The sequence below is a fragment of the Microbacterium sp. NPDC055903 genome, assembly GCF_053615555.1.
Genome location: NZ_JBSHCA010000001.1, coordinates 685,323 through 707,255 on the forward strand (window position 1 = coordinate 685,323; position 21,933 = coordinate 707,255).

Consider the following 21,933-nt stretch of genomic DNA (forward strand, 5'->3'; position numbering starts at 1 on the left):
TTCTAATCTGCGCAAGTGCTACCATCGCACTTATGTTCGATATACGAAGGCGGGGGCCGCCCTCTCGGACGACCCCCGCTTCAGCCCCTCCGGGTCACTCCACGGCGAACAGCGTGTAGCTCTCGGCGTTCGCGGCGTTGATGACGATGCAGTCGATGGACTGCTTCTCATCCGCGCCGGTCTCACCGGTGGTGATGAAGCTGTCCGCCTGCTGCACGGCCAGCTGCGAGATCAGCACGGCGGGCTGCAGACCGGTGGCCAGCAGCGTGCCGGCCTTGATCGCCTCGACGGCATCCGGGCTGCCGTCGAAACCGGCGATGACGACCTTGCCGGTGAGGCCCGCGGCCTCGACCGCGGCGACCGCGCCGAGCGCCATGGTGTCGTTGCCCGCGATGATCCCCTGGATGTCGGGGTCGCGCTGCAGCAGCGTCTCGATCTTCGTGAAGGCCTCGTCCTGGCTCCAGTTGGCCGTCTCCTTGGCCACCTGGACGAGGTTCGGATACTGCGAGATGACGCTCGCGAAGGCCTCGGAACGCACGCCGGCGTTCGTGTCGGACTCCTTGCCCGTCAGCTCGATGTACTTGCCGCCGTCGGGAAGGGCCGCGACCCACTCCTCGGCGACCGCCGCGGCGCCCTGCGCGTTGTTCGCGACGATCTGCGCGGCCGCGACGCCGGTCTCGTTGATCTCGCGGTCGATGAGGAACACCGGAATGCCGGCATCCTTCGCCTTCTGGATCGGACCGATGGAGGCATCGGCCCCCGCGTTGTCGAGCACGATCGCGACGGCGTCGTTGCTGATCGCCGCATCGATGAGCTCGCTCTGCTTGTTCGGGTCGTCGTCGTGCGAGGCGACGGAGGTCTCGTAGCCGAGCGACTCGGCCTCGGCCTGCGCCGCGTCTGCCTCGGCCTTGAAGAACGGGTTGTCGTGCGAGGGGGTGATGATCGCGATGAGGCCGCCGGCCTCACCGGATCCACCGTCGCCGCCCTCGGCCGGGGCGTCGCCGCCCGAGCTGCACGCGGCGAGCCCGAGGACGAGGGTCAGTGCCGCTGCCGCGGCGAGGATACTGCGTCGCATGATTCTCCTTCGATCGTGCTGTGGGTGCTGCGGACGTTGCAGCGGGTCACGCCGTGGCCGGCGTCGTCTGAGGGGGTGCTGATTGCTTGTTCGCCGCGGCGAGCGCCGCGTTCTTCGAACGGGTGATGCGCTGCTGGGCCTGGTCGAGCATCACGGCGAGGATGATGACCGCACCCTTGATGGCCATCTGCCAGAAGGTCGAGACGCCGACGAGCACGAGGCCGTCGCTGAGGAATCCGATGACGAACGCGCCGATGAGCACGCCGCGGACGTTGCCCCGCCCTCCGGTGAGGGCGGCCCCGCCGATCACCACGGCGGCGATGGCGTTGAGCTCGAAGGTCTCACCGAGCTGCGGCGCCGCACTGGTCAGCTCGGACGAGATGATGAGTCCGGTCGTCGCCGCGCAGAAGCCGCTGATCATGTAGACGCGGAGCTTGACCTTCTTCACCGGGACACCGGACAGCTCGGCGGCGCGCTCGTTGCCGCCGGTGGCGTACACCCAGCGGCCGAACGGCGTCTTGCGCAGCACGAAGGAGGCGACGAGGGCGAAGACCACCATGATCCAGATCGCGGTGGGGATGCCGAGGATGCGCCCGCCGCCGATGAGGAGGAAGCCCTGGTTGCCCAGTTCCTCCGTGCCGCCGAGCTTCGGGTACGTCGTCCCGTTCGATATCAGCATCGCGGCGCCGCGGGCGACGTAGAGCATGCCCAGGGTCGCGATGAAGGGTGCCACGTTGAACCGCGTGACGAGGATGCCGTTGATGAGCCCGACGAAGGTGCCGACGGCGAGCGCGATCACCACGACGAACCAGACCTGCGGGTACACGACGATGTCGAACAGACTCAGCTGCCATCCCTGCAGCATCGTTCCGGCCACGACGCCGGAGAGACCGACGGTGGAGCCGACCGAGAGGTCGATGCCGCCCTTGAGGATGACGAAGAGCATCCCGAGCGCCAGGATCGCGTTGTAGGCGACGTGCTTGGTCATCGTCACGAGGTTGCCGAAGCTGAGGAACGAGTCCGACAGCAGGGCGAAGATGACGATCAGCACGATGAGCGCGATGAACGCCCTGCCCTCCAGGAGCAGCGAGCCGATGTCGACGTTGCGGAGTCGGCCGGTGCGCGCGGCGGATGTCTCTGTGGTGCTCATTGCTCGCTCCCTGCGGGCTCGTCGGTGTGTGCTTCTCCGGAGGCGGCCATCAGGTCCTCACGGGTGGTTTTCTTCGGGTCGAACTCGCCGACGACGTGCCCCTTGCTCATCACGACGATGCGGTTGGAGACGCCGAGGGCCTCGCTCACCTCGCTGGTGGCGAAGAGGACGGCGAGTCCACGGCGCGCCTCGCGCGCCATGAGGGCGAAGATCTCGGCCTTCGCGCCGACGTCGATGCCGCGCGACGGCTCGTCGAGAAGGATCACGCGCGGGCCGGTCATGAGCGTCTTGGCGATCACGACCTTCTGCTGGTTGCCGCCCGACAGCGAGGTGATCGCCGCCTGCGGCCCCGCCGCCTTCACGCGCACATCCGCCATGCCCCTGGCGACGGCGTCCTTCTGACGCCGTCCGAGGATCCAGCCGAACGGCGCGAAGTCGAGGATGCTGGAGAGCGCGGTGTTCTCGCCGACCGACATCGTCTGGACGAGCCCGTCCCGCTGCCTGTCCTCGGGAACCAGGGCGAGCCCGGTGGAGATGCGCTCCGCGATGCTCTGTCTGTCGAGCTCTTCGCCGTGGATGAGCACGGTGCCTCGCTGGATCGGCGATCGGCCGGCGAGGGCCTCGAGGAGCTCCGTGCGCCCTGCGCCCATCAGCCCGTAGAGGCAGACGATCTCCCCCGCGCGCACGTCGAGGTCCAGTCCGTCGACGGCCAGTCGGCTCGGGTTGGCCGGGTCCGCGACGGTGACGCCGCGCAGCGAGAGGGCCACCTCGCCGAACTCGTCGAGGAGGTCGGGGGCCAGGTCGTCCGCCGCGCGTCCGACCATGTTCGCGACCACCCAGTTGAGGTCGATCTCGCCGCGCTCACCCGTCGCGACGAGGGCGCCGTCTCGGAAGACGACGGCGTGGTCGGCGATCTCGAGGGCCTCCTCGAGGTGGTGGGAGATGTAGACGATGGCGACGCCGGCATCCGTCAGCTCGCGGATGAGGGAGAAGAGCACTTCGACCTCACTGCCGCTGAGAGCGGAGGTCGGCTCGTCCATGATGAGCACCCTGGCTTCGCCGGCGAGAGCGCGGGCGATCTCCACGACCTGCTGCTGCCCGAGGCGGAGATCGCCGACGAGCGTGCGAGGGTCGAGGTCTTCGGCAAGGCGCTGCATGAGCTCGCGGGTCTTGGCGGTCTCCGCCCTGTCGTCGACGACGAGACCACCGCGGACGTACTCACGGCCCATGAAGATGTTGTCCTTGATGCTGAGGTTGGGCGCGAGGCTCAGCTCCTGGTGGATGATCGCGATCCCACGAGCGGCCGCATCGACCGTCCCCGCGAGCCGGATCTCCTCGCCGCGCAGCTCCAGGCTTCCCGAAGTGGGGGTCTCGACGCCGGACAGGATCTTCATCAGCGTGGACTTTCCCGCGCCGTTCTCGCCGAACAGCACCGTGACCGCTCCCGCGCGGATGTCGAAGTCCACGCCCTTGAGCGCGTGCGTGGCGCCGTAGACCTTGGTGATGCCGCGGGCGCGCATGACGACGGCATCCTGCGCGACCGTCTCGGCGAGCACCGTCATGGAGCGACCTCGAGTACGACCGGCACAACGGAGACGAGCGCCGGGTTCACGCGGGTGAACGCGCCGGTCACCGTCAGGGTCTGGCCCTCTGCGATCTGTCCTGCGTCAGCCAGGATGCCGTCGCGCACCCGATTGTTGAACTCGGTGGCGACCTCCTGGAACTCGAGCTGGTTGGTGAAGTCGTTGAAGGAGACGGTGCCGGTGACATCACGCAGCGCCGTTCCGTTGACGGCGGGCCCCACCTGGAGCTGCACCGTGACATCCGAGGGGACGCCTTCGACGGTGACCGGCAGGATCGAGCCGTTCTGCGCGCCGGCCGTCGCGGTGAACGTCACGGGGAAGCTGTACGAGCTGCCCTCCCCCGGCGCGTGTCCGAACTCGGACTCGTCGGCCCCACCGGCCAGGTCCGCCAGCAGAGTGCTGAGATCGATCGCCTCGTCCTCGATCTGCGGGACGACCTCGCTCTCGAAGCGCTCATCCGCGTAGGAGATCGGGTCAAAGGCGCCGGCGCTCGCACTGGCTGTCGCATCCTCGATGGAGATGTACTTCGTCGTCGCGAGGCCGACGCCCGTGACGACGAGAAGGGCAACGGTGATCGGGATCCAGGCCTTGATCCTGGGTCGACGCGCCGTCGCGTTCATAGGCTGCTCCTTCGCAGGTCGGGTTCCGGTCCCAGATCGCTCTTCCGAGACATCAACCGGTTGACCAAAATGTAGCAGGCGAAGGCGCGCGAGGGGAACCCCCGATGCGCGATGATCCGAACGGGTGCGATTCAGGTGCCACCCGGATCGGAGGAGATCACCCGATTCGGAGGAGCGAATATCGTCGAGGCATCCTCCTTTCCATGCGATCTCCTCCGCAGCTGCGCCGCCATCGGACGGCAGGGACTCAGCGCCAGTCGTGCTCGGGTGCGAAGCCGAGACGATCCTGGATCTTGCGCACGGAGAACAAGGACTCGTGCTCGCCGAGATCGTCCGCGACCGGCACACCAGGGAACCAGCGCTCGGCCGCCTCGCGCGACGTCGAGGCGATTCCGGAGCGCGGATGCGCCACGTGGTAGACCTCGAAGCCCGGCTGCGCATGCTCCAGCGCGAGGTGGACGGCGAGCGCCCCGTCGCGAGCGTCGATCCAGGACCCGAGGAGATCGCGCCGGTACCCGGGCTCGGACGCGCGCTGGAAGGTGGCGTACTCTCCCTCGGCGACGACATTGGTGAAGCGCAGTGCGGTGATCGAGACGCCGTCGCCCCACGCGACGAGCTGCGCGGCCATGGCCTCCTCGACGATCTTGCCGAGGGCATACGTGTTGAAGGCCTGCGCGTGCGTCTCGTCCAGCGGCAGCCGCGGCGGCGGCACCTCGTAGGGGAAGCCGGTGGCCGTGATGCTGGATGCCGTCACGATCGTCCGGATGCCCGCACGATGCGCCGCGTGCAGGACGTGGAAGGAGGAGAGGACGTTGTTCTCGAAGGTCGTCACGTCCGGCACGAGGCCGTTCACCGGCACCGCGCCGAGGTGCACGAGGGCATCGATCCCCGAGTGACGCGCCGTCACCCCGAGAAGCGCATCGAGGACCTGGCCGTAGTCCGTGAGGTCGACCCTCGTGAAGCCTGACCCCGCAGGACCGGCGAGGTCGAAACCGATGACCTCATGCCCCTCGGCGCGCAGTCGCGCCACGGTGGCACGCCCGAGCTTGCCCTCGCTGCCGGTGACCGCGATGATCACGCGGGCACCTGCGTCGGCACGTCGAGCCGGACGCTCGCCCGATGCACGCCGGGGCCGATCTCGACGCCCTCGGCGCCCGGGAGCCGGATGACGCCCGTCGTCCCGGTCGGCAACGCGACGTCGAGCACGAGCTCCTCCCTCTCCAGATGCCATGCGACGTCAATCCGTCCGTACGGAGACTCGTGCGAGGCGGACGCACGCGTGAACCCTCCTCCGACGTGCGGCTCGACGACGACCCTGCGATACCCGGGCTCGACCGGAGTGAGCCCGACGAGGACCCGGTGCATCCAGTCGGCGACAGAACCGAGCGCGTAGTGATTGAAGGACGTCATCGTGCCGGGGTTCACGGTGCCGTCAGGGAGCATCGAGTCCCAGCGCTCCCACACGGTCGTCGCCCCCTGCCGCACCTGGTACAGCCACGACGGGCACTCCTGCTCCAGCAGCAGCGCGAAGGAGGCCTCGTCCTGGCCAGTCGCGGTGAGCGCGTCGTTGATGATCGGCGTGCCGGCGAACCCGGTGGAGATGCGGTTGTCCGCCTCGGCGACCAGTTCGGCGAGGCGCCGCCCGGCGACGCTGCGCTGTTCGTCGGAGAGCAGCTCGAAACGGATCGCCAAGGCGTAGGCGGTCTGGGCGTCGCTGGCCATGCGACCGTCGGCGGTCGCATAGGCGGCGACGAACGCCGCCCTGACCTCTTCCGCGAGCCGGGCGTAGCGGACGGCATCCTCATCCTTGCCCAGCAGCTCGGCCATCTTCGCCAGATGCCGCGCCGACCACGCGAAGTACGCCGTCGCGACGAGGTAGCGGTCGGTCTTCGCCTCCGCCGGATCCTGCGGCGGTGCATCGGGGTCGAGCCAGTCTCCGAGCTGGAACCCCTCGTTCCACAGCCGATCGTCGCCGGCGAGCTCGGCCATCAGATCGACCCAGCGCCGAGCGCTGTCGTACTGCCTGGCGACGATCTCGGCGTCACCGAAGCGCTCGTACAGCGTCCAGGGCGTGAGCACCGCGACATCGCCCCACACCGCCCCCGGGCGGATCGGCGTCCACATCCGGTGCGCGGGGATGACGGGCACGTACCAGGGGATCGTGCCGTCGGGGAGCTGCTCGATCGCGACGTCGCGCAGCCAGGAGTCGAGCATCCCGGAGCAGTCGTAGAGGAAGCTCGCCGTCGGCGCGAAGACCTGGATGTCACCGGTCCAGCCGACCCGCTCGTCGCGCTGCGGGCAGTCGGTGGGGATGTCGAGGAAGTTGCCGCGCATGCCCCAGACGATGTTCTCGTGGAGCTGGTTGACGAGCTCGTTCGAGCTGTCGAACCAGCCGGTTCGTTCCATGTCCGTGTGGTAGACCCTGGCGACGATCGCGCCGTCGGCGACGGCGGCATCCAGATCCCCCGGCCACCCGCTGACGTCGACGTACTGGAAGCCGTGGACGGTGAAGCGCGGCTCCCATACCTCCTCGGCCCGCCCTGCAGCGATGTAGACGTCCGTCGACTTCGCCGAGCGGAGCGGGCGCGTGTAGATCTCGCCGTCCTGGAGGACCTCGGCGGTCGAGAGGGTGACGGTGTGACCGGCATCCGCATCGGAGATCCGGATGCGCAGGCGGCCGACGAGGTTCTGGCCGAAGTCGAGCACGCGACGGCCGGACGGCGACGTAAGGACGGCGACGGGCGGCACCTCCTGCGTGCAGCGCACCGGCGGTCCCACCGGGGCCTCGAGCGTACGCGGATCGCGCTCGCCGACGCGGACAGGCGTCCAGTCGGCATCGTCGAAGCCCGGCGACGACCAGCCCGCCTGCTCCTCGCGGGCGTCGTAGACCTCGCCGTCGTAGTTCCCGCTGCGCACGATCGGACCGATCGCCGCTTTCCAGCTGTCGTCCGTCGCGATGGTGCGGATGCTCCCGTCTGCACCCCGCAGCTCGAGCTGGGCGATCAGACCGATGTCGCTTCCGTACAGGTCGTAGAAGCCGCCGTTCCAGCCCATCCGGCCCCGGTACCAGCCATCGCCGAGCCACGAGCCGATGGCGTTCTCCCCTTGGGAGATGAGGTCAGTGACGTCGTAGGTGGCGTAGCGCAGCCGTTCGCCGTAGACCGTCCAGCCCGGCGCCATCGCCTCGGCGCCGACGCGCGTGCCGTTGATCTCGACCTCGTAGAGCCCGTGCGCCGAGACGTACAGGCGAGCGGATGCCGGCCTCTCGGCGACCTCGAACGAACGGCGGACGAGCGGCGGACGACGGTCGTCGCTCGCAGGCCCCTCGTCCCAGCCTGCGCCGACGGGCCGGGCTCGCCAGTCCTCCGGGCGCAGCAGCCCCGCCTCGAGGACCGTCGGCGCGCTCCACTCCGACTCCCCCGTCGTGCCGATGACCCGCACGCGCACGACCGCTCGCTCGCGGGAGACCAGGGCACGGAAGGGCCATGCCACGAGGACCGAGTCGGCGCCGTCGACGCGGATCCGCTCTGGCCCATCGGCGCCGATCACGCCCTCGATCTCGTAGCCGGTCTGCACCCACCCCGGAGCGGCTTGCGTCTTCCAGGACAGCCGGGGTCGGGACTCGCCGATCCCGAGAGGTTCGCGGTGATGCTCGATGCTCGGTGCGCTCAGAGTGATCGACATGTCGCGTGTTCTCCCGGTGTCTTCATCGTCCGTCGAGGATGCGGCGCCGCGCCGCGCGCCCGACAAGAGCCGGGCGGGTCCAGTATGACACGTTTCAAGTTGTGACGAGAAGGGACATTGCGAACTTCTGAAACGTGTCAGAGGTCATCGTCGCCGTACGAACGAACCGGTGCCCTCAGCGCGTCGTGCTGCGTCGCCGGATGAGACGCGGGGCGAAGACCGCATGCGATTCCGACAGTGGCACGGCGTCGATCTGGGCCATCAGCATCGCGATGGCCGCCTCCCCCATGGCCTGCCGCGGCACCTCGATCGAGGACAACGGCACGAGGGAGTTGGCGGCGTACTCGATGTCGTCGTAGCCGATGATCGCGATCTCTTCAGGGATCGCGATCCCCGCCGTGACGAGCGCCTGTTCGACGCCGATGGCGAGGAGGTCGTTCGCCGCGAAGATCCCGTTCGGCCGCTCGGACGGCGCCATTGCGACGATCCGCTCGCCGGCCGCGACTCCGGCGGCGATGGTCCGCACCGGTGTATCGATGAGCTCGATGCGCGCACCCGTCGTCTGCGAGACGACGCCGGTCGCACCGTGCAACCGATCGGCCACCTGGCGCACCGAAGTCGGCCCGCCGACGAACGCGAGCCGCGTGCACCCCGTGGAGATCAGTTCCTGCGCGGCGAGTTCGCCTCCGCGGATGTCATCCGCTGCGATGGAGGGCTGCTCGGCGGCATCCGTGCGCCGAAGCAGCACCGAGGGCATCCCGCGCTCGCGCAGCAACGCGAGCCGCTGCTCGACGGGGCCGGCGGAGGAGACGACGAGGCCTCCGAAGCCGTACTGCGCGAAGAGGTCGAGGTAGGCGCGCTCGCGATCGGGGTCGTCCCGCGTGTTCGCCACGAAGAGGGAGTAGCCGTGAGCCTCCGCCGCACCTTCCAGGGCCTCGGCGATGCCGATCGAGTAGGGATTGCCCGACTCGGGTGCGATGTAGCCGAGCGAGAAGCTGCGGCCCATCTTCAGCTGTCGGGCGACATCATTGCGTACGAAGCCCAGGCGCTCGATCGCCTCCTCGACGCGCTTGGCCCGCTCCGGCGAGACGAGCTCCGGATGATTGAGATAGTGCGAGACGGTACCGCTGGAGACGCCCGCCTCAGCGGCGACAGCGCGGATCCCGACTCTCTTCACGGCTCTCACGATAGGGGAACGGAGGCGGACGGTAGCGCAGAGCGCCCCGCATTGAATATTCTTTCGTTAGCGAATCTGAATTTGGAATCGCAGGAGAGGAAGCATCCGTGCCTTCGAATACTTACAGCCGCCCGCTCGACGGACAAGTGCGGCTCATGACGAAGGTCGCCAGGATGTACCACGAGCGCGGCATCCGGCAGTCCGAGATCGCGGAGTCGCTGAACATCTCGCAGGCGAAGGTCTCGCGGCTGCTCAAGCGCGCCGCGTCCGTCGGAATCGTCCGCACGATCGTGACGGTGGCGCCAGGGGTGTACGCCGAGACGGAGGAACTCCTCGAACAGCGCTTCGGGCTCGCCGAGGCCGTCGTCGTCGACGTCGACCCCGACGCCGAACGTGCGGAGACGCTCGCCGCCCTCGGCGCGGGCGCCGCCGCATACCTGGAAGCGACGCTCTCCGGCACCGACCGGATCGGCGTCTCCAGCTGGAGCCAGACGCTGCTCGCCGTCGTCGAGCGCATGCGCCCCTTCGCCGCTCGCGGCGCCACCGAGGTCGTCCAGCTGCTCGGAGGGTCTGGCGCACCTGAGGTGCAAGGCCACAGCCACCGCCTGCTCGGTGATCTGTCCAGGATCCTGGGCGCCGAGGCCGTCTACGTCCAGGCGCCGGGCATCGTCGCCGGCGCGGGGATCAGGGATTCCCTGCTGGCAGATGCGTCGATGCAGGAGATCACCCGCCGGTGGCGCGAGCTGACCATGACCATCATGGGCATCGGCAACATCGAGCCCAGCGACGTGCTGGCCTCCAGTGGCAACGCGTTCGCCGCAGAGGAGCGTGCAGAGCTGCTGGCAGACGGTGCGGTCGGCGACATCTGCCATCGCACATACCGACTCGACGGCAGCCCCGTGCAGGAGGGCTTCGACGAGCGGGTCATCGCGATCCCCGTCGAGGATCTGCTGCGCATCCCCCGTCGCCTGGGAATCGCGGGCGGCGCGCACAAGATCGACGCCATCCGCGGAGCCCTCGCCGGCGGCTGGGTCAACGCCCTCGTCACCGACCTGCGCACCGCAGAGACGCTGCTCGCCGGCTGACCCCTGGCCTGTCGGATCAGGACAGTACGTCGCGCAGGCGGGTCACGCCGGGCTCCAGGCTCGTGAGCACCGGCACATCGACGGCGACGGCGGCCGCCGCGCTGGCCATGGACGCCTGAGCGAGCACGACGACGTCCGCATCGGCCGCCAGCCGGGTGATCGCGGCGGCCACCAGAGCATCATGGGCGGTTCGGTCGCCGGACGCGACAGCAGCGAATGCGCCATCGACGACCTCGCTCACGATCACGGGAGTCACTCCGGCGAGCTCTGCGCGCTCGGCGATGAGGGCCGTCGTCGGCGCGAGAGTGGTCTGCAGCGTCGCGATCACGGCGATGCGCTCCCCGGTGGCGACCGCCTGATCCGCCATCGCCTCGTCGATACGGAGCACGGGGATGCCCACTCGATCGGACAGCGGTGCCGCGTACGCGGAGATCGACGAGCAGGTCAGCATCACGGCATCCGCCCCCGCCGACCTCGCGGCGCGCACGAGGCCCTCGAGCCGTTCGTCGACGGATGCAGCGCGTGTCGGGTCGCCGAGGTCCGCGACGATCTTGTCATCGAGGTAGTTCACCGTCTGCGCGGCGGGAAGCAGGCGTGCAGCGAGCTCCATCACTGGCGGGATGACCACTGCTCCGGTATGCAGGAACGCGATACGGGTCATGACTATCCCTTCACCGAGCCGGCAGCCATGCCGGCCATGATCTTCTTGTTGAGGAAGACGAACACGATCAGCAGGGCGACGATGTTGATGCTGATCGCCGCGAAGAGCGGGCCGTACTGCGTGGAGCCGTATTCGTCGTTCATGCTGAGCAGCCCCACCTGGATCGTCGCGAGCTCCGGCTTCGACGTGAACGTCAAGGCGATGAGCAGATCGTTCCAGACGCTGAAGAACTGCACCAGTGCGATCGTGAGGATCGCGTTCTTCATGAGCGGGAGGCCGATCACGAAGAACTGCTTGAGCGGGCTGCAGCCGTCCATCGTCGCTGCCTCGAACACCTCGCGGGGCACGGAGCGGAAGTACGTCGCCATGAGGAACGTCGTCAGGGGCAACCCCATCACCGTGTAGGTGATGATGAGCGGCCAGAGCGAATTCGTGAGCCCGAGCTTGAAGTAGACGGTGAACAGCGGGACGAGGATCATCTGACCGGGCACCATGATGCCGGCGAGGATGAGCAGCAGCGTGGTGTGCCGCCCCTTCCAGATCATCACCTCGAGCGCGTAGCCGGCTGCGACGCCGAGCAGAACGATGAGCGCTACCGATGGCAGCGTGACGAGCAGGCTGTTGCGGTAGTTCGTCGCGACGTTGCCGCGCGTGAACGCCTGGATGTAGTTCTCCAGGTTGAACGACTCGGGCAGTGCCCAGGTCGGATTCGAGAGGAACTCCGACTGCGTCTTGAACGACCCGAGGATCATCCAGATCTGCGGGTAGAGGACGATGATGAGCAGCAGCGTCACGATGAACCACACCGGGATGCGGCGGAGCACGCGTACGGCCTGGCGTGCGAGGGGCGCGGGCGGGGTCTTGCGCGAGATCGGCGATGCCCCGACGAGGGTCTGTGTCTCGGTCATGTCAGACCTCCGCATTCTTCTTGCTGGACGAGCGGAAGACCGCGAGCGTGAACACCAGGCACAGCAGAGTCAGCACGAGGGCGATCGTCGAACCGTAGCCGTACTCTGCGTACTCGAACGCGGTGCGGTACATGTAGAGCGTCAACGGAGCGGTCGTCGTGCCAGGGCCTCCGCCGTTGAGCGCGAGCAGGCTGTCGAACACCTTGAGGGTGGAGTTGAAGCTGAAGATGATCGACGAGATGAGAATGGGCAACGACAGCGGCAGGACGATGTGGCGGACGAGCTTCAGCCCGTTGGCCCCGTCGATGCGGGCGGACTCGATGACCTCGTCTGGGATGTCCAGGAGCCCCGTGTAGAGCAGCACGGCGTAGAAGCCCATCGAGCTCCACCACGTCATGGCGAGCGCGACCGCCATCGTGCCGACGGTGGATGCGAGGAACTCCACGCTGCCCAGCCCGAAGAAGTTGAGCAGGTCGTTGACCGGCCCCTGATTGTCGCCCACGGCGACGAAGCTCTTGAAGAGCAGGGCGACCGCGACGGTGGGCAGGACCATCGGGAAGAAGACGGCGGTGCGAAGAAAGGCCGAACCCTTGCGCAGCACGAACACGTACAACAGCGCCAGCAGGTAGCCGAAGACGATCTGTCCCGCCGTGGCGAGCACGGCGAAGATGATGCTCACCCAGAGCGATTGGATGCCGGCCGGGTCCTGGAAGAACTTCGCGAAGTTGTCCACCCCGACGAACTCGAAGCCGCGGAGGGTGTTCCCCTCGAAGAAGGACAGACCCAGCGACCATGCCACCGGGACGAGCTTGAGGCCGACGTACAGGAGCAGCGTGGGCGCGAGCAGGATGATGATCGTCTTGCGATCACCGAAGACGCGTTTCATGGGCGTGCTTTCGTGACGGAAGTCGGCCCGGGCCTGCATCCGCTGGGCGAACCAGTGCGGTCGCAGACCCGGGCCTGGGGATCAGTGTCCAGTCTGGACGAGGGATGTCATCGGTTCTCGTCGATGCTCTGCTGGAGCTGGGACATGTAGTCCTCTGCCGAGAGCTGACCGTTGACGAGGAGCGACATGTTCGACTGCGCGAGGCTGGTGGACTTGCCGTCCATGAGCGCCTCGAACCAAAGCACGGTCTCGGAGACTTCCGCGACCTTCTCCTGGATCGCCTGCGTCGTCACGGGAAGGTCGGGGACCTCCTCATTGACCTTGAAGCCGGAGATGACGCCGGCGTCCTTCAGGGCCTGCGCGCCGTAGTTCTCGGCGATGCAGCTCAGCCAGTCGCCGACCTTCGGACCGTAGGTCTTCGGGTTCATGGCGAACGCGGTGCCGGCGTTCGCCGGCCACTGGTCGATCGTGCCCTCGCCGCCCTCGACGGCGGGGAACGGCATGAAGCCGACGTTGTCGATGCCGATCTGGTTCTCGGCCTCGTTGTTGATGTTGCTCAGCAGCCAGGTGCCGTCGTACTTCATCGCGGCCTTGCCGGTGAAGAAGTCGTTCGTGGCGGCCGCGGCGTCCTTCGAGATGAAGCCCTCTCCGAAGGCGCCGGATGCAGCCAGGTCGGCGACGGCCTGTGCGGCCTCGACGTACTCGGGGTCGGTGAGCTTCGCATCGCCGTCGCGGATGGCCGTCATCGCGTCCGGCCCGGCGAGGCGATAGGCGTACATGCCGATGAGACGCGTGACCGGCCATGCCGCGGCGCCGGCCTCGGCCATCGGGGTGTACCCGGCAGCGAGGAGCGTGTCGTTCGCAGCGAGCAGCTCATCCCAGGTCTGCGGTTCCTCGATGCCCAGCTCCGCGAAGATCTCGGTGTTGTAGAAGATGCCCTCGAGGTTGTACTGGTACGGCAGCGAGACCATCTGACCGTAGACGTTCTCGATGGTCGAGGATGCCGCGGGCAGGATCTGGTCCCAGACACCGAGGTCGGTGAGCGCCTCTTCGTAGTCGAGCACGAGGCCTGCGGCACCCAGGTCGCCGTCCGGACGGACCATCGCCGTCCCGGCGATGAAGTGCGCGGGCAGGGAATCCTGGCTGGCGAGCAGCGTGACCTTCTGCACGACGTCGGCCTGGGCGACCGTCTCGTGCTCCAGCGGCAGCGCCTCGTTCTCGGCCTCGCACGCGCCGGCGGCGAGCGCGTCGAGCTCGGTGGCGAGGGTGGTGTTCTCGTTGGCGCTGAGGACGGTGAAGGTCTCGGGGTCGGTGCCGGCTGCCCCGCCGTCACCGGTGCCTGTGGTGCCACCGGAGCAGGCGACCAGCGAGGCGATGGTGACGAGGGCAAGCCCCGACGCGAACAGGGCGCGAGGGGTGCGACGGGCATTCATGGATGCGTCCTCCTTGACGACGGTGGTGCTGTGTTGTGTGGGGTGTGGTTGAAACGTTACGGAGAATGTCGAGTCGTGTCAACAGTCAGTACTGAAAATATATTCACTTTGGCTCTGAAACGTGACATACTGCCTATTCGAATGACCACCATCGAGACCAGGGACCGCTCAATGTCGACCTCCTCCCCGCACGCACCGCTTCGCCCGCTGGACGCCGCCGAGGCCCGGTGGTCCGGCGGATTCTGGGGCTCCGTGCAGGAGCGCACCTTCACCACCACCGTGCCGTCGATCTGGCGATCGCTCAGCGATGCAGAGACCAGCCCAGGGCTGCGCAACTTCCACATCGCCGCAGGCCTCGAGGACGGCGGACACGAGGGCCCGCCCTTCATGGACGGCGACTTCTACAAGTGGCTCGAGGCGGCGATCGCCCAGCTCGAGGTGGCGCCGGATCCCGAGCTCGCCGAGCGGATCGAGCAGCTCGCACAACTGATCTCCTCCGTGCAGCGCGAAGACGGCTACTTGCACACGCCGGTGCTCATCCAGACCATGCACGCGGAACAGGCCGTCGCGCTCGCCGACCGGTTCCACTTCGAGACGTACAACCTCGGCCACCTCATCACGATGGGCGTGCGGCACTTCGAGGTCACCGACAGCACAACCCTCCTCGACGTGGCGAAGCGCGCAGCTTCCTTCCTCGAGGACCTGGCGACGAACAAGCCGGTGGAGCTCGCCCGCAGCGCCATCTGCCCCTCGCACTACATGGCGGTGATCGAGCTGTACCGCGCGACGTCCGATCCGCAGTACCTGGAGCTCGCCGAGGCGTTCCTGCGCGTCCGAGACGACTTCGAAGGCGGCGACGACAATCAGGACCGCCTTCCGGTACGAGAGCAGACAGTGGCGGCGGGGCACGCCGTCCGCGCGAACTACCTGTACGCGGGTCTCGCCGACCTCGTCGCGGAGAACGGCGACGAGGAGCTCCTCCGCGTGCTGGAGCGCGTCTGGGAGGACGTCGTCGACACGAAGCTCTACATCACCGGCGGCTGCGGAGCCCTCTACGACGGCGCCTCACCGGACGCCTCGCCGTGGCAGGAGGACATCAGCCGCGTGCACCAGGCGTACGGCCGCGCCTTCCAGCTGCCGAACACGACGGCGCACAACGAATCCTGCGCGAACATCGGCATGATCCTGTGGAGCGAGCGGATGCTGGCACTCACCGGGGACGCCCGCTACGCGGACGTCATCGAGCAGATCGCCTACAACAGCCTGCTCGCGAGCATCAGCCTCGATGGCGCCGAGTACTTCTACACGAACCCGCTCCGTCAGGTCCGGGACCTGCCGTATCCGCTGCGACGCCCCGGCGATACCGCGATGCATCCGGTACCGACTCCTCCCCCTTCGGACGAGCGGTTCCGCGAGCGCTACCTCAGCTGCTTCTGCTGCCCGCCGAACATCGCGCGAACCCTCGCACGCTTCCACGAGCGTGCAGCGTCCGTGTCCGCCAAGGGCCTGTTCATCCACCAGTACGGCGGCAGCGCGATCGCACTCGATGGCGCAGCGCTGAGCCTGAGCGAGCAGAGCGACTACCCCTGGGACGGTCACATCGTGTTCACCGTGACTGCGGCGACCGACGGCGGGGTCCCCGTGCACCTGCGCATCCCGGGTTGGTCGCAGGGCGCGACGATCACGGTGAACGGTGAGTCGCACGAGGCATCCGAGCCCGGCACCTACACGCGCATCGCGCGGGACTGGGCGGTCGGCGACGTGATCGAGCTCGTGCTCCCGCTGCCCGTGCGCGTGCTCCGCGGACACCGGCTCGCCGAGGAGATCACGAACCAGGTCGCGGTCCGCCGCGGCCCTGTCGTCTACGCACTGGAGAGCACGGAGCTGCCAGGGGATGCGGTCCTCGAGCAGGCGGCGCTGCGCCGGGGCGCGTCCTTCACCACCGTCCGCGGCGAGATCGACGGTGTCGAGCTCACTCTGCTCGAGACCGAGCTCGCGCTCATCCCCGAGACCGCGGAGGAGAGCCTCTACGCTGACCTGGACGATGCAGAACTGCGCACCGCGCCCGTGCGACTGATCCCTTACTTCGCCTGGGGCAACCGCGGCAAGAGCGAGATGTCCGTCTGGCTCCCGGTGGTGTGGTGATGGCGGCCTCTGCGGAATCCGTCATCGCGACGTACATCATCGAGACCTCGCTCCCCCTGGAGCAGGCGGCTGAAGTGCTGGCCGGCGAGCAGTCCACCGGAACCTTCGTCCGCGTGGAGCGCGAATCCGACGAAGTGCGCGCCCGATTCGCGGCGCAGGTCGAGAGCCTCACCGAGATCCCGCTGACCGGAGCATCCGCCCTTCCCGGTGCCGTCGGCGACCCGGCGTCTCGCCAACGAGCGGTGCTGCGGCTGCGCTTCCCGCTCAGCAACTTCGGCCCCTCGCTGCCGAATCTCATGGCAGCGGTCGCGGGCAATCTCTTCGAGATCAAGGAGCTGGCCGCGATCAAGCTCATCGACCTCGACCTGCCCGCGGCGTTCGCCGAACGCTACCCCGGCCCGAAGTTCGGCGTGGAGGGCACCCGCCGGCTGATGTCCAGGCCCGCAGGCGCGATGATCGGCACCATCGTGAAGCCGAGCATCGGCCTGTCCCCCGCGCAGCTCGGCGAACTGGTCGGCGAGCTGGCCGCCGCAGGAGTCGATTTCATCAAGGACGACGAGCTGCAGGGCAATGGGCCGGCCGCTCCACTGCAGGCCAGGGTGGATGCCGTGATGCCGGTGCTCAAGAGGCATGCGGACCGCACCGGGACGATGCCCATGTACGCCTTCAACATCACCGACGACATCGGTCGGCTCGAGGCGAACCACGACCTCGTCGTCGCTGCGGGAGGCACGGCTGTGATGGCCTGCGTGAACCTCATCGGCTTCGCCGGCCTGGAGTTCCTGCACCGGCACGCGGAGGTTCCCATCCACGGACACCGCACCATGCTCGGCGCGATCATGCGCTCCGAGCAGGTCGGGATAGGGTACCGGGCATGGCAGAAGATCGCGCGTCTGAGCGGCGCAGACCACCTGCACACCAACGGGATCAGCAACAAGTTCTACGAGTCGGACGCTGAGGTGCTCGACTCGATCGCCGCCGTCCGCGAGCCCTTGCTCGGCATCACGCCGACGGTCCCCGTCCTCTCCAGCGGACAGTGGGCCGGCCTGGCGCACGCGACGTACGACGCGGTGCGGACGACCGATGTGCTCGTCCTCGCCGGTGGCGGCATCCACGGGCATCCGGACGGAGCCGCCGCTGGGGTGGCGAGCATGAGATCGGCGTGGGCGTCGGCCGAGCGTGGTGAGAGCGTCGAGCAGGCACTGGCGGAATCCGACCCGCTGCGGCGGGCAGCCGAGGTTTTCGGGCCTGCACGTGTCTGAGCTGCGGGTCGGATACTACGGCGACGACTTCACGGGCAGCGTCGATGTCCTGCTCCAGTTCGCCAGGCACGGCTGGTCCGGCCGGCTGTTCGTCGGTCTCCCCTCACCGGCGGAGCTGCGCGCTGCGGCGTCCGAGAACGACGTCGTCGGAATCGCCGGCATCGCACGGTCCCTGCCGACCGATCTGATGGATGCCGAGGTGCGACCCGTGCTCGAAGCGCTCCTCGCGCTCGAACCGCACGTCGTGCAGTACAAGGCGTGCTCGACAGCGGACTCCTCACCCGAGATCGGCAGCATCGGCCGCGTGATCGAGATCGGCCACGAGGTTGTCTCCGACCGGCCGACGCCGATGCTGTTCGCCCAGCCGGACTTCGGAAGGTACACCGTCTTCGGCACGCACTTCGCCGCCGAGGACGGAGTCGTGCACCGACTCGACCGGCAGCCCACGATGTCGACCCATCCGTCCACTCCCATGCACGAGGCCGAACTCGCGCGCCACTTCTCCGCTCAGACGGAGCTGCCGATCGGCGGGATCGCGCGCACCGCGTACGGCGATCTCGCCTCCCGCCTTGCGGCGTCGACGGATGCCGCCGTGGTGCTGGATGCCCTCGACAACGCCGATCTCGAGACGGTCGGCGGCGCCGTGCTCGCGCAGCCAGTACCCGCGTTGGCGATCGGATCCGGCGGCCTCAGCTGGGGCATCGGCGCCGCGTCACCGGGCGCCGCGGCCGACATCCCCCTGGCGACGCCCGCGCAGGGCCCCGTGCTCGCGGTCTCCGGCAGCCGTTCGGCGCAGAGCCGTCGTCAGATCGAGCACGCGGCGAGCGCCGGTTGGCTCGTGGAGCCGCTGTCGTTCACGGATGCCGCGACGCAGGTCGTCCGAGTGCGCGAGGCGCTGTCCGCAGGGCAGAGCGTCGCGCTGACCTCGGACGAGGCGCCGACCGCCGCGGACACGCTGGTGCGGATCGCCGACGCTGCCGCCGTGGCGATCCGCACGTCCGCGGATCTCACTCGCCGCGTCATCGTGGCCGGCGGCGACACCTCGGGTCGGGTCACACGCCTGCTGGGTGTGACGAGCCTGGCGATCGCCGCGAACCCGTTCGACAACGTCGTCGTCCTGCGGGCATCCGCGCCGACGGCAGGCATCGACGGCCTCGAGCTCCTCCTCAAGGGCGGCCAGGTCGGTGCGGATGACCTCTTCGAGAGCATCCGCACGCTCGGAGCCTGAAACGAGGGACGGGCGCTCACCCCACAGCGAGGCGCACCCGCCACGTCGTCCGCTCGCGCGGGACGCGATACCGCTCCGGCGTCGCCGGTCCGACCGATGCCGAGCCGAGCCCGAGCTGACTGTGGTCGAGGTTCAGCCACACCCGCCCCGAGTCGACCAGCTCGCGCGGTCTCGCGGCCCGTTCCAGCTCATGCGAGGTCCATCGCCGCGCAGTGAAATCGAACACGTCCCTGCCGTCCACCCGGAGCGCCGGCACGCCGTCTCCGGTGAGCCGCAGCATCCGGGTGTCGATGTGATTTCCGTTCTCCTGCGGCACGGGATAGGGCACCTGCAGCTCGTCGATGCTGCGCCGGTAGCGCCCGAGCGGCGCAGCATCGAACGAGTCGACGTAGCTCTCCCCCGGGCCTCGCCCCTGCCACTCCACATCCGCGTACTCCCGGGGAAGCCCGAACAGCAGCCCGAGTCGCGGTACCCAGATATCCCGGTGCATGTACGGCGTGTCGTCCCATGGGCCGACGAACTCTGCCGTGACCGTCAGCTCGAGACCCTCACCGTCTTGCTGCCACAGCATCGTCCAGGCCACACCGTGCGGATGCGTGCTCGGTGCCGTGCGACCTGCGATCTCCAGCCAGCCATCGCCTGCCCTCACCGCATCCGTGCGGTGCTCCAGACGGTTCATGCCCGTCTGCTGCCATACCTTCGCGATGTTGTTGTTCTCGCCCTGTCCACGGTCGTTCTCCGTCGGGGCTCGATGAAGATCCAGCCACGGCCCGTCGATGTCGACGCCGCCCAGCGACCGCAGCCGCCCGTTCGCGCCATCGAACACGGCGGTCCCGAGACGCACCTCGGCGGCCGTGACCGCCGAGCCGGCACCCGGAGCCGGGAGAGGATCGGGAGTCGGCCCGCGATCGAGCTCCGCCTGTCCCCAGGCCACGACGTGCCCCGCCTGCGCCCATGCCGTGGTCTCAGCCAGACGGGCCTGCACCGTCACAACGCGTTCGCCCTGCATATCGGAAGCCTGCAGGGATACGACCTCTGAGTCCCCGGGGCCGATCAGAGGGACCTCGAGCATCCCCTCACCGACGACCGAACCGTCCTGCTCGACGCTCCACGAGAATGCCAGGTCGGCTGTCGACGCCGAATGCCGATCATTGCGAATGGCCACGGCATCCTCGCCGACCTCGATACGCAACGGCGCGTACGCCGCGGCGAGCTCGGCGAGAGCGGGGGTCGGCGTGCGGTCGGCGAAGACGACGCCGTGCAGCGAGTAACGGCCGCCGTTCGGCTCGTAGTCCACGTCCTGACCATGCAGGACGTACGGGACGCCGTCGGCGTCCTCCGCCAGGAAGCCGTGGTCGATCCACTCCCAGACGAAGCCGCCGCAGATGCGATCGTGATCGCGCATGATGCGCCAGTAGTCCGAGAGCGATCCGGGGCCGTTGCCCATCGCGTGCGCGTATTCCACGAGCAGGAACGGCAGGCCGCGGCGGCGCTCGTCGACAGGATCCGGAGCCGTGTCGGCATCCGCCGATCCGTCGAACACCAGGCCGTGCATGCTCAGCTTCCCGGCGCGCGGCTCCTCGCGCCTGCCGATCAGCTCGAGGAGCTCGAGCGAGGGGTACATCACCGAGTAGAAGTCGGAGTCCTGGTAGCTGGGATCGCGCTCGTAGAGCACCGGACGCGAGGGGTCGCGATCGTCCAACCAGCGGCGCATCTCCCCGAAGGCGTCCCCCGTCATACTCTCGTTCGCGAGCGACCAGATCACGATGCTCGGGTGGTTCTTGTCGCGCTCCACCGAGCGGTGCAGACGGTCCATGATCGCGTCGCGCCACTCCGGCAGCGCGGGCGGATTGTGCTCCCACCCCTCGTAGATGAAGCCGTGCGTCTCGAGATCGTTCTCCAGCACGACCCACATGCCCAGTTCATCGCACAGACGCAGGAACTCCGGATGCGGCGGATAGTGGCTGGTGCGCACCGCATCGATGTTGGCGCGCTTCATCATCACGATGTCCTGGCGCATGGTCTCGGCGTCGAGGGCGCGACCACGGCGCGGGTCATGCTCATGGCGGTTCATCCCGCGGAAGGTGACAGACCGGCCGTTGACCGTGAACACCCCGTCGACGATCTCGACACGCCGGAACCCGACGGCGAGTTCGACAATCTCACCCGAAGAACGAAGGGTCCCTCGATACAGGCGCGGGCTCTCCGCGCTCCAGGGTTCGACAGGCACCTCGGCCGTGGAACCAGCCGGCATGACGATGCCGAGCTCGGGGATCTCCACCACAGCAGCGGTCGTCGCGTCCACTCTGAGTGTTCCGAGGCCCGTGCGGTGATCGTAGTCGGCGTGCACGAAGTGGTCGTCGATGGCGCCATCCGGACGCGCGATCAGCTCGACGTCACGGAAGATGCCGGGCAGCCACCACATGTCCTGGTCTTCGAGATACGTGCCTGCCGACCACCGGTGCACCCGCACGGCCAGCACGTTGCGGCCAGGACGGATCACTACGTCGAACTCGAATGGCAGGCGCGAGCCCATCGACCAGCCGAGCTCCTCGCCGTTCAACCACACCTTCGCGCAGGAGTCGACACCCTGGAAGCGGAGCACGGCCCGTTCGAACCCCTCCGGCGTCTCGAAGACGAGGCGGTAGTCGCCGGTGGGATTCGCCTCGGAGACGCGCGGTGCATCGAGCGGGATCGGGTAGGCGGTGTTCGTGTAGAGCGGCCCCTCGGCTGTGCCGAGCATCCGACGCGAAGGGCCGCCGGCGAGCGGCGTGAACTCCTCGAGCACCCAGTGCGACGGCACCCGCATGCGATCCCACGCGGCGTCATCGAAGCCTGCGTCGATGAATCCTTCTCCGGTGCCCGCAGCCGTCGGGGTGAGCCGGAACCGCCAGGTGCCGTTGAGGCTGAGGACGGCGGCGTCGCTGCGAGCATCCGCCCGCGGCGCACGCCGTCCGGCACCCGGCTCTGTGCTCTCCCAGTAGCGATCGGACAGGGGCACTTCCGGCGTAGGCATGAATATCCATTCGTCTATGA

16 protein-coding genes are annotated in these 21,933 nt (G+C 68.2%); 4 read left to right on the top strand and 12 right to left on the bottom strand.

Going from position 1 to position 21,933, the window contains the following annotated elements; all coding sequences use genetic code 11:
- Positions 1-94: 94 nt before the first annotated feature.
- The 7 genes from ACWGJP_RS03150 to ACWGJP_RS03180 all read right to left on the bottom strand — a co-directional run bounded on the left by ACWGJP_RS03150 (position 95) and on the right by ACWGJP_RS03180 (position 9,289).
- Positions 95-1,075, bottom strand: a complete 981-nt coding sequence (locus tag ACWGJP_RS03150) for a substrate-binding domain-containing protein (RefSeq protein WP_452328294.1) — start codon at positions 1,073-1,075, stop codon at positions 95-97.
- Positions 1,076-1,121: 46 nt separating this feature from the next.
- Positions 1,122-2,225 carry an ABC transporter permease gene (locus tag ACWGJP_RS03155; RefSeq protein WP_452328295.1) on the bottom strand — a complete coding sequence of 368 codons (1,104 nt, stop codon included), beginning with the start codon at positions 2,223-2,225 and terminating at the stop codon, positions 1,122-1,124.
- Positions 2,222-3,787 (bottom strand): sugar ABC transporter ATP-binding protein, encoded by a 1,566-nt coding sequence (locus ACWGJP_RS03160; RefSeq protein ID WP_452328296.1) that lies wholly within the window; start codon positions 3,785-3,787, stop codon positions 2,222-2,224. Before ACWGJP_RS03160 ends, ACWGJP_RS03155 begins: the two co-directional genes overlap by 4 nt.
- Positions 3,784-4,428: a DUF2291 family protein gene (locus ACWGJP_RS03165; RefSeq protein ID WP_452328297.1), complete on the bottom strand. Its 645-nt coding sequence runs from the start codon at positions 4,426-4,428 to the stop codon at positions 3,784-3,786. The genes ACWGJP_RS03160 and ACWGJP_RS03165 overlap by 4 nt, the downstream gene beginning before the upstream one ends.
- A 247-nt stretch (positions 4,429-4,675) precedes the next feature.
- Entirely contained in the window at positions 4,676-5,506 is an 831-nt protein-coding gene (locus ACWGJP_RS03170) for an NAD-dependent epimerase/dehydratase family protein (protein ID WP_452328298.1), read from the bottom strand.
- Complete coding sequence (locus tag ACWGJP_RS03175) at positions 5,503-8,112, bottom strand: family 78 glycoside hydrolase catalytic domain (protein WP_452328299.1); 2,610 nt, start codon at positions 8,110-8,112, stop codon at positions 5,503-5,505. The genes ACWGJP_RS03170 and ACWGJP_RS03175 overlap by 4 nt, the downstream gene beginning before the upstream one ends.
- A 175-nt stretch (positions 8,113-8,287) precedes the next feature.
- Entirely contained in the window at positions 8,288-9,289 is a 1,002-nt protein-coding gene (locus ACWGJP_RS03180) for a LacI family DNA-binding transcriptional regulator (protein WP_452328300.1), read from the bottom strand.
- Between the two features lie 107 nt (positions 9,290-9,396).
- Between ACWGJP_RS03180 and ACWGJP_RS03185 the strand changes: the two genes are divergently transcribed.
- Positions 9,397-10,374, top strand: coding sequence for a sugar-binding transcriptional regulator (locus ACWGJP_RS03185; RefSeq protein ID WP_452328301.1), 978 nt, complete (start codon positions 9,397-9,399; stop codon positions 10,372-10,374).
- Between the two features lie 16 nt (positions 10,375-10,390).
- On the opposite strand, the gene ACWGJP_RS03190 is transcribed toward ACWGJP_RS03185, so the two are convergent.
- From ACWGJP_RS03190 to ACWGJP_RS03205, 4 genes are all read right to left on the bottom strand, one after another.
- Complete coding sequence (locus ACWGJP_RS03190) at positions 10,391-11,035, bottom strand: aspartate/glutamate racemase family protein (protein WP_452328302.1); 645 nt, start codon at positions 11,033-11,035, stop codon at positions 10,391-10,393.
- A 2-nt stretch (positions 11,036-11,037) separates the two neighbouring features.
- Positions 11,038-11,943, bottom strand: a complete 906-nt coding sequence (locus ACWGJP_RS03195; protein WP_452328303.1) for a carbohydrate ABC transporter permease — start codon at positions 11,941-11,943, stop codon at positions 11,038-11,040.
- A gap of 1 nt (position 11,944) precedes the next feature.
- On the bottom strand, positions 11,945-12,829 hold the full coding sequence (locus ACWGJP_RS03200) for a carbohydrate ABC transporter permease (RefSeq protein WP_452328304.1): 885 nt from the start codon (positions 12,827-12,829) through the stop codon (positions 11,945-11,947).
- A 107-nt stretch (positions 12,830-12,936) separates the two neighbouring features.
- Complete coding sequence (locus tag ACWGJP_RS03205; RefSeq protein ID WP_452328305.1) at positions 12,937-14,262, bottom strand: ABC transporter substrate-binding protein; 1,326 nt, start codon at positions 14,260-14,262, stop codon at positions 12,937-12,939.
- A 141-nt stretch (positions 14,263-14,403) separates the two neighbouring features.
- Between ACWGJP_RS03205 and ACWGJP_RS03210 the strand changes: the two genes are divergently transcribed.
- From ACWGJP_RS03210 to ACWGJP_RS03220, 3 genes are read left to right on the top strand one after another with little or no spacing between them, the layout of a single operon-like run.
- Entirely contained in the window at positions 14,404-16,407 is a 2,004-nt protein-coding gene (locus ACWGJP_RS03210; protein ID WP_452328306.1) for a glycoside hydrolase family 127 protein, read from the top strand.
- The gene (locus tag ACWGJP_RS03215) at positions 16,407-17,669 is read left to right on the top strand and encodes a RuBisCO large subunit C-terminal-like domain-containing protein (RefSeq protein WP_452328307.1); all 1,263 of its coding nucleotides are present in this window, start codon (positions 16,407-16,409) and stop codon (positions 17,667-17,669) included. The genes ACWGJP_RS03210 and ACWGJP_RS03215 overlap by 1 nt, the downstream gene beginning before the upstream one ends.
- On the top strand, positions 17,662-18,897 hold the full coding sequence (locus ACWGJP_RS03220) for a four-carbon acid sugar kinase family protein (RefSeq protein ID WP_452328308.1): 1,236 nt from the start codon (positions 17,662-17,664) through the stop codon (positions 18,895-18,897). The genes ACWGJP_RS03215 and ACWGJP_RS03220 overlap by 8 nt, the downstream gene beginning before the upstream one ends.
- A 16-nt stretch (positions 18,898-18,913) precedes the next feature.
- Here the strand turns inward: ACWGJP_RS03220 and ACWGJP_RS03225 are convergent, their stop codons facing one another.
- Positions 18,914-21,913 (bottom strand): glycoside hydrolase family 2 TIM barrel-domain containing protein, encoded by a 3,000-nt coding sequence (locus ACWGJP_RS03225; protein WP_452328309.1) that lies wholly within the window; start codon positions 21,911-21,913, stop codon positions 18,914-18,916.
- Positions 21,914-21,933 lie beyond the last annotated feature (20 nt).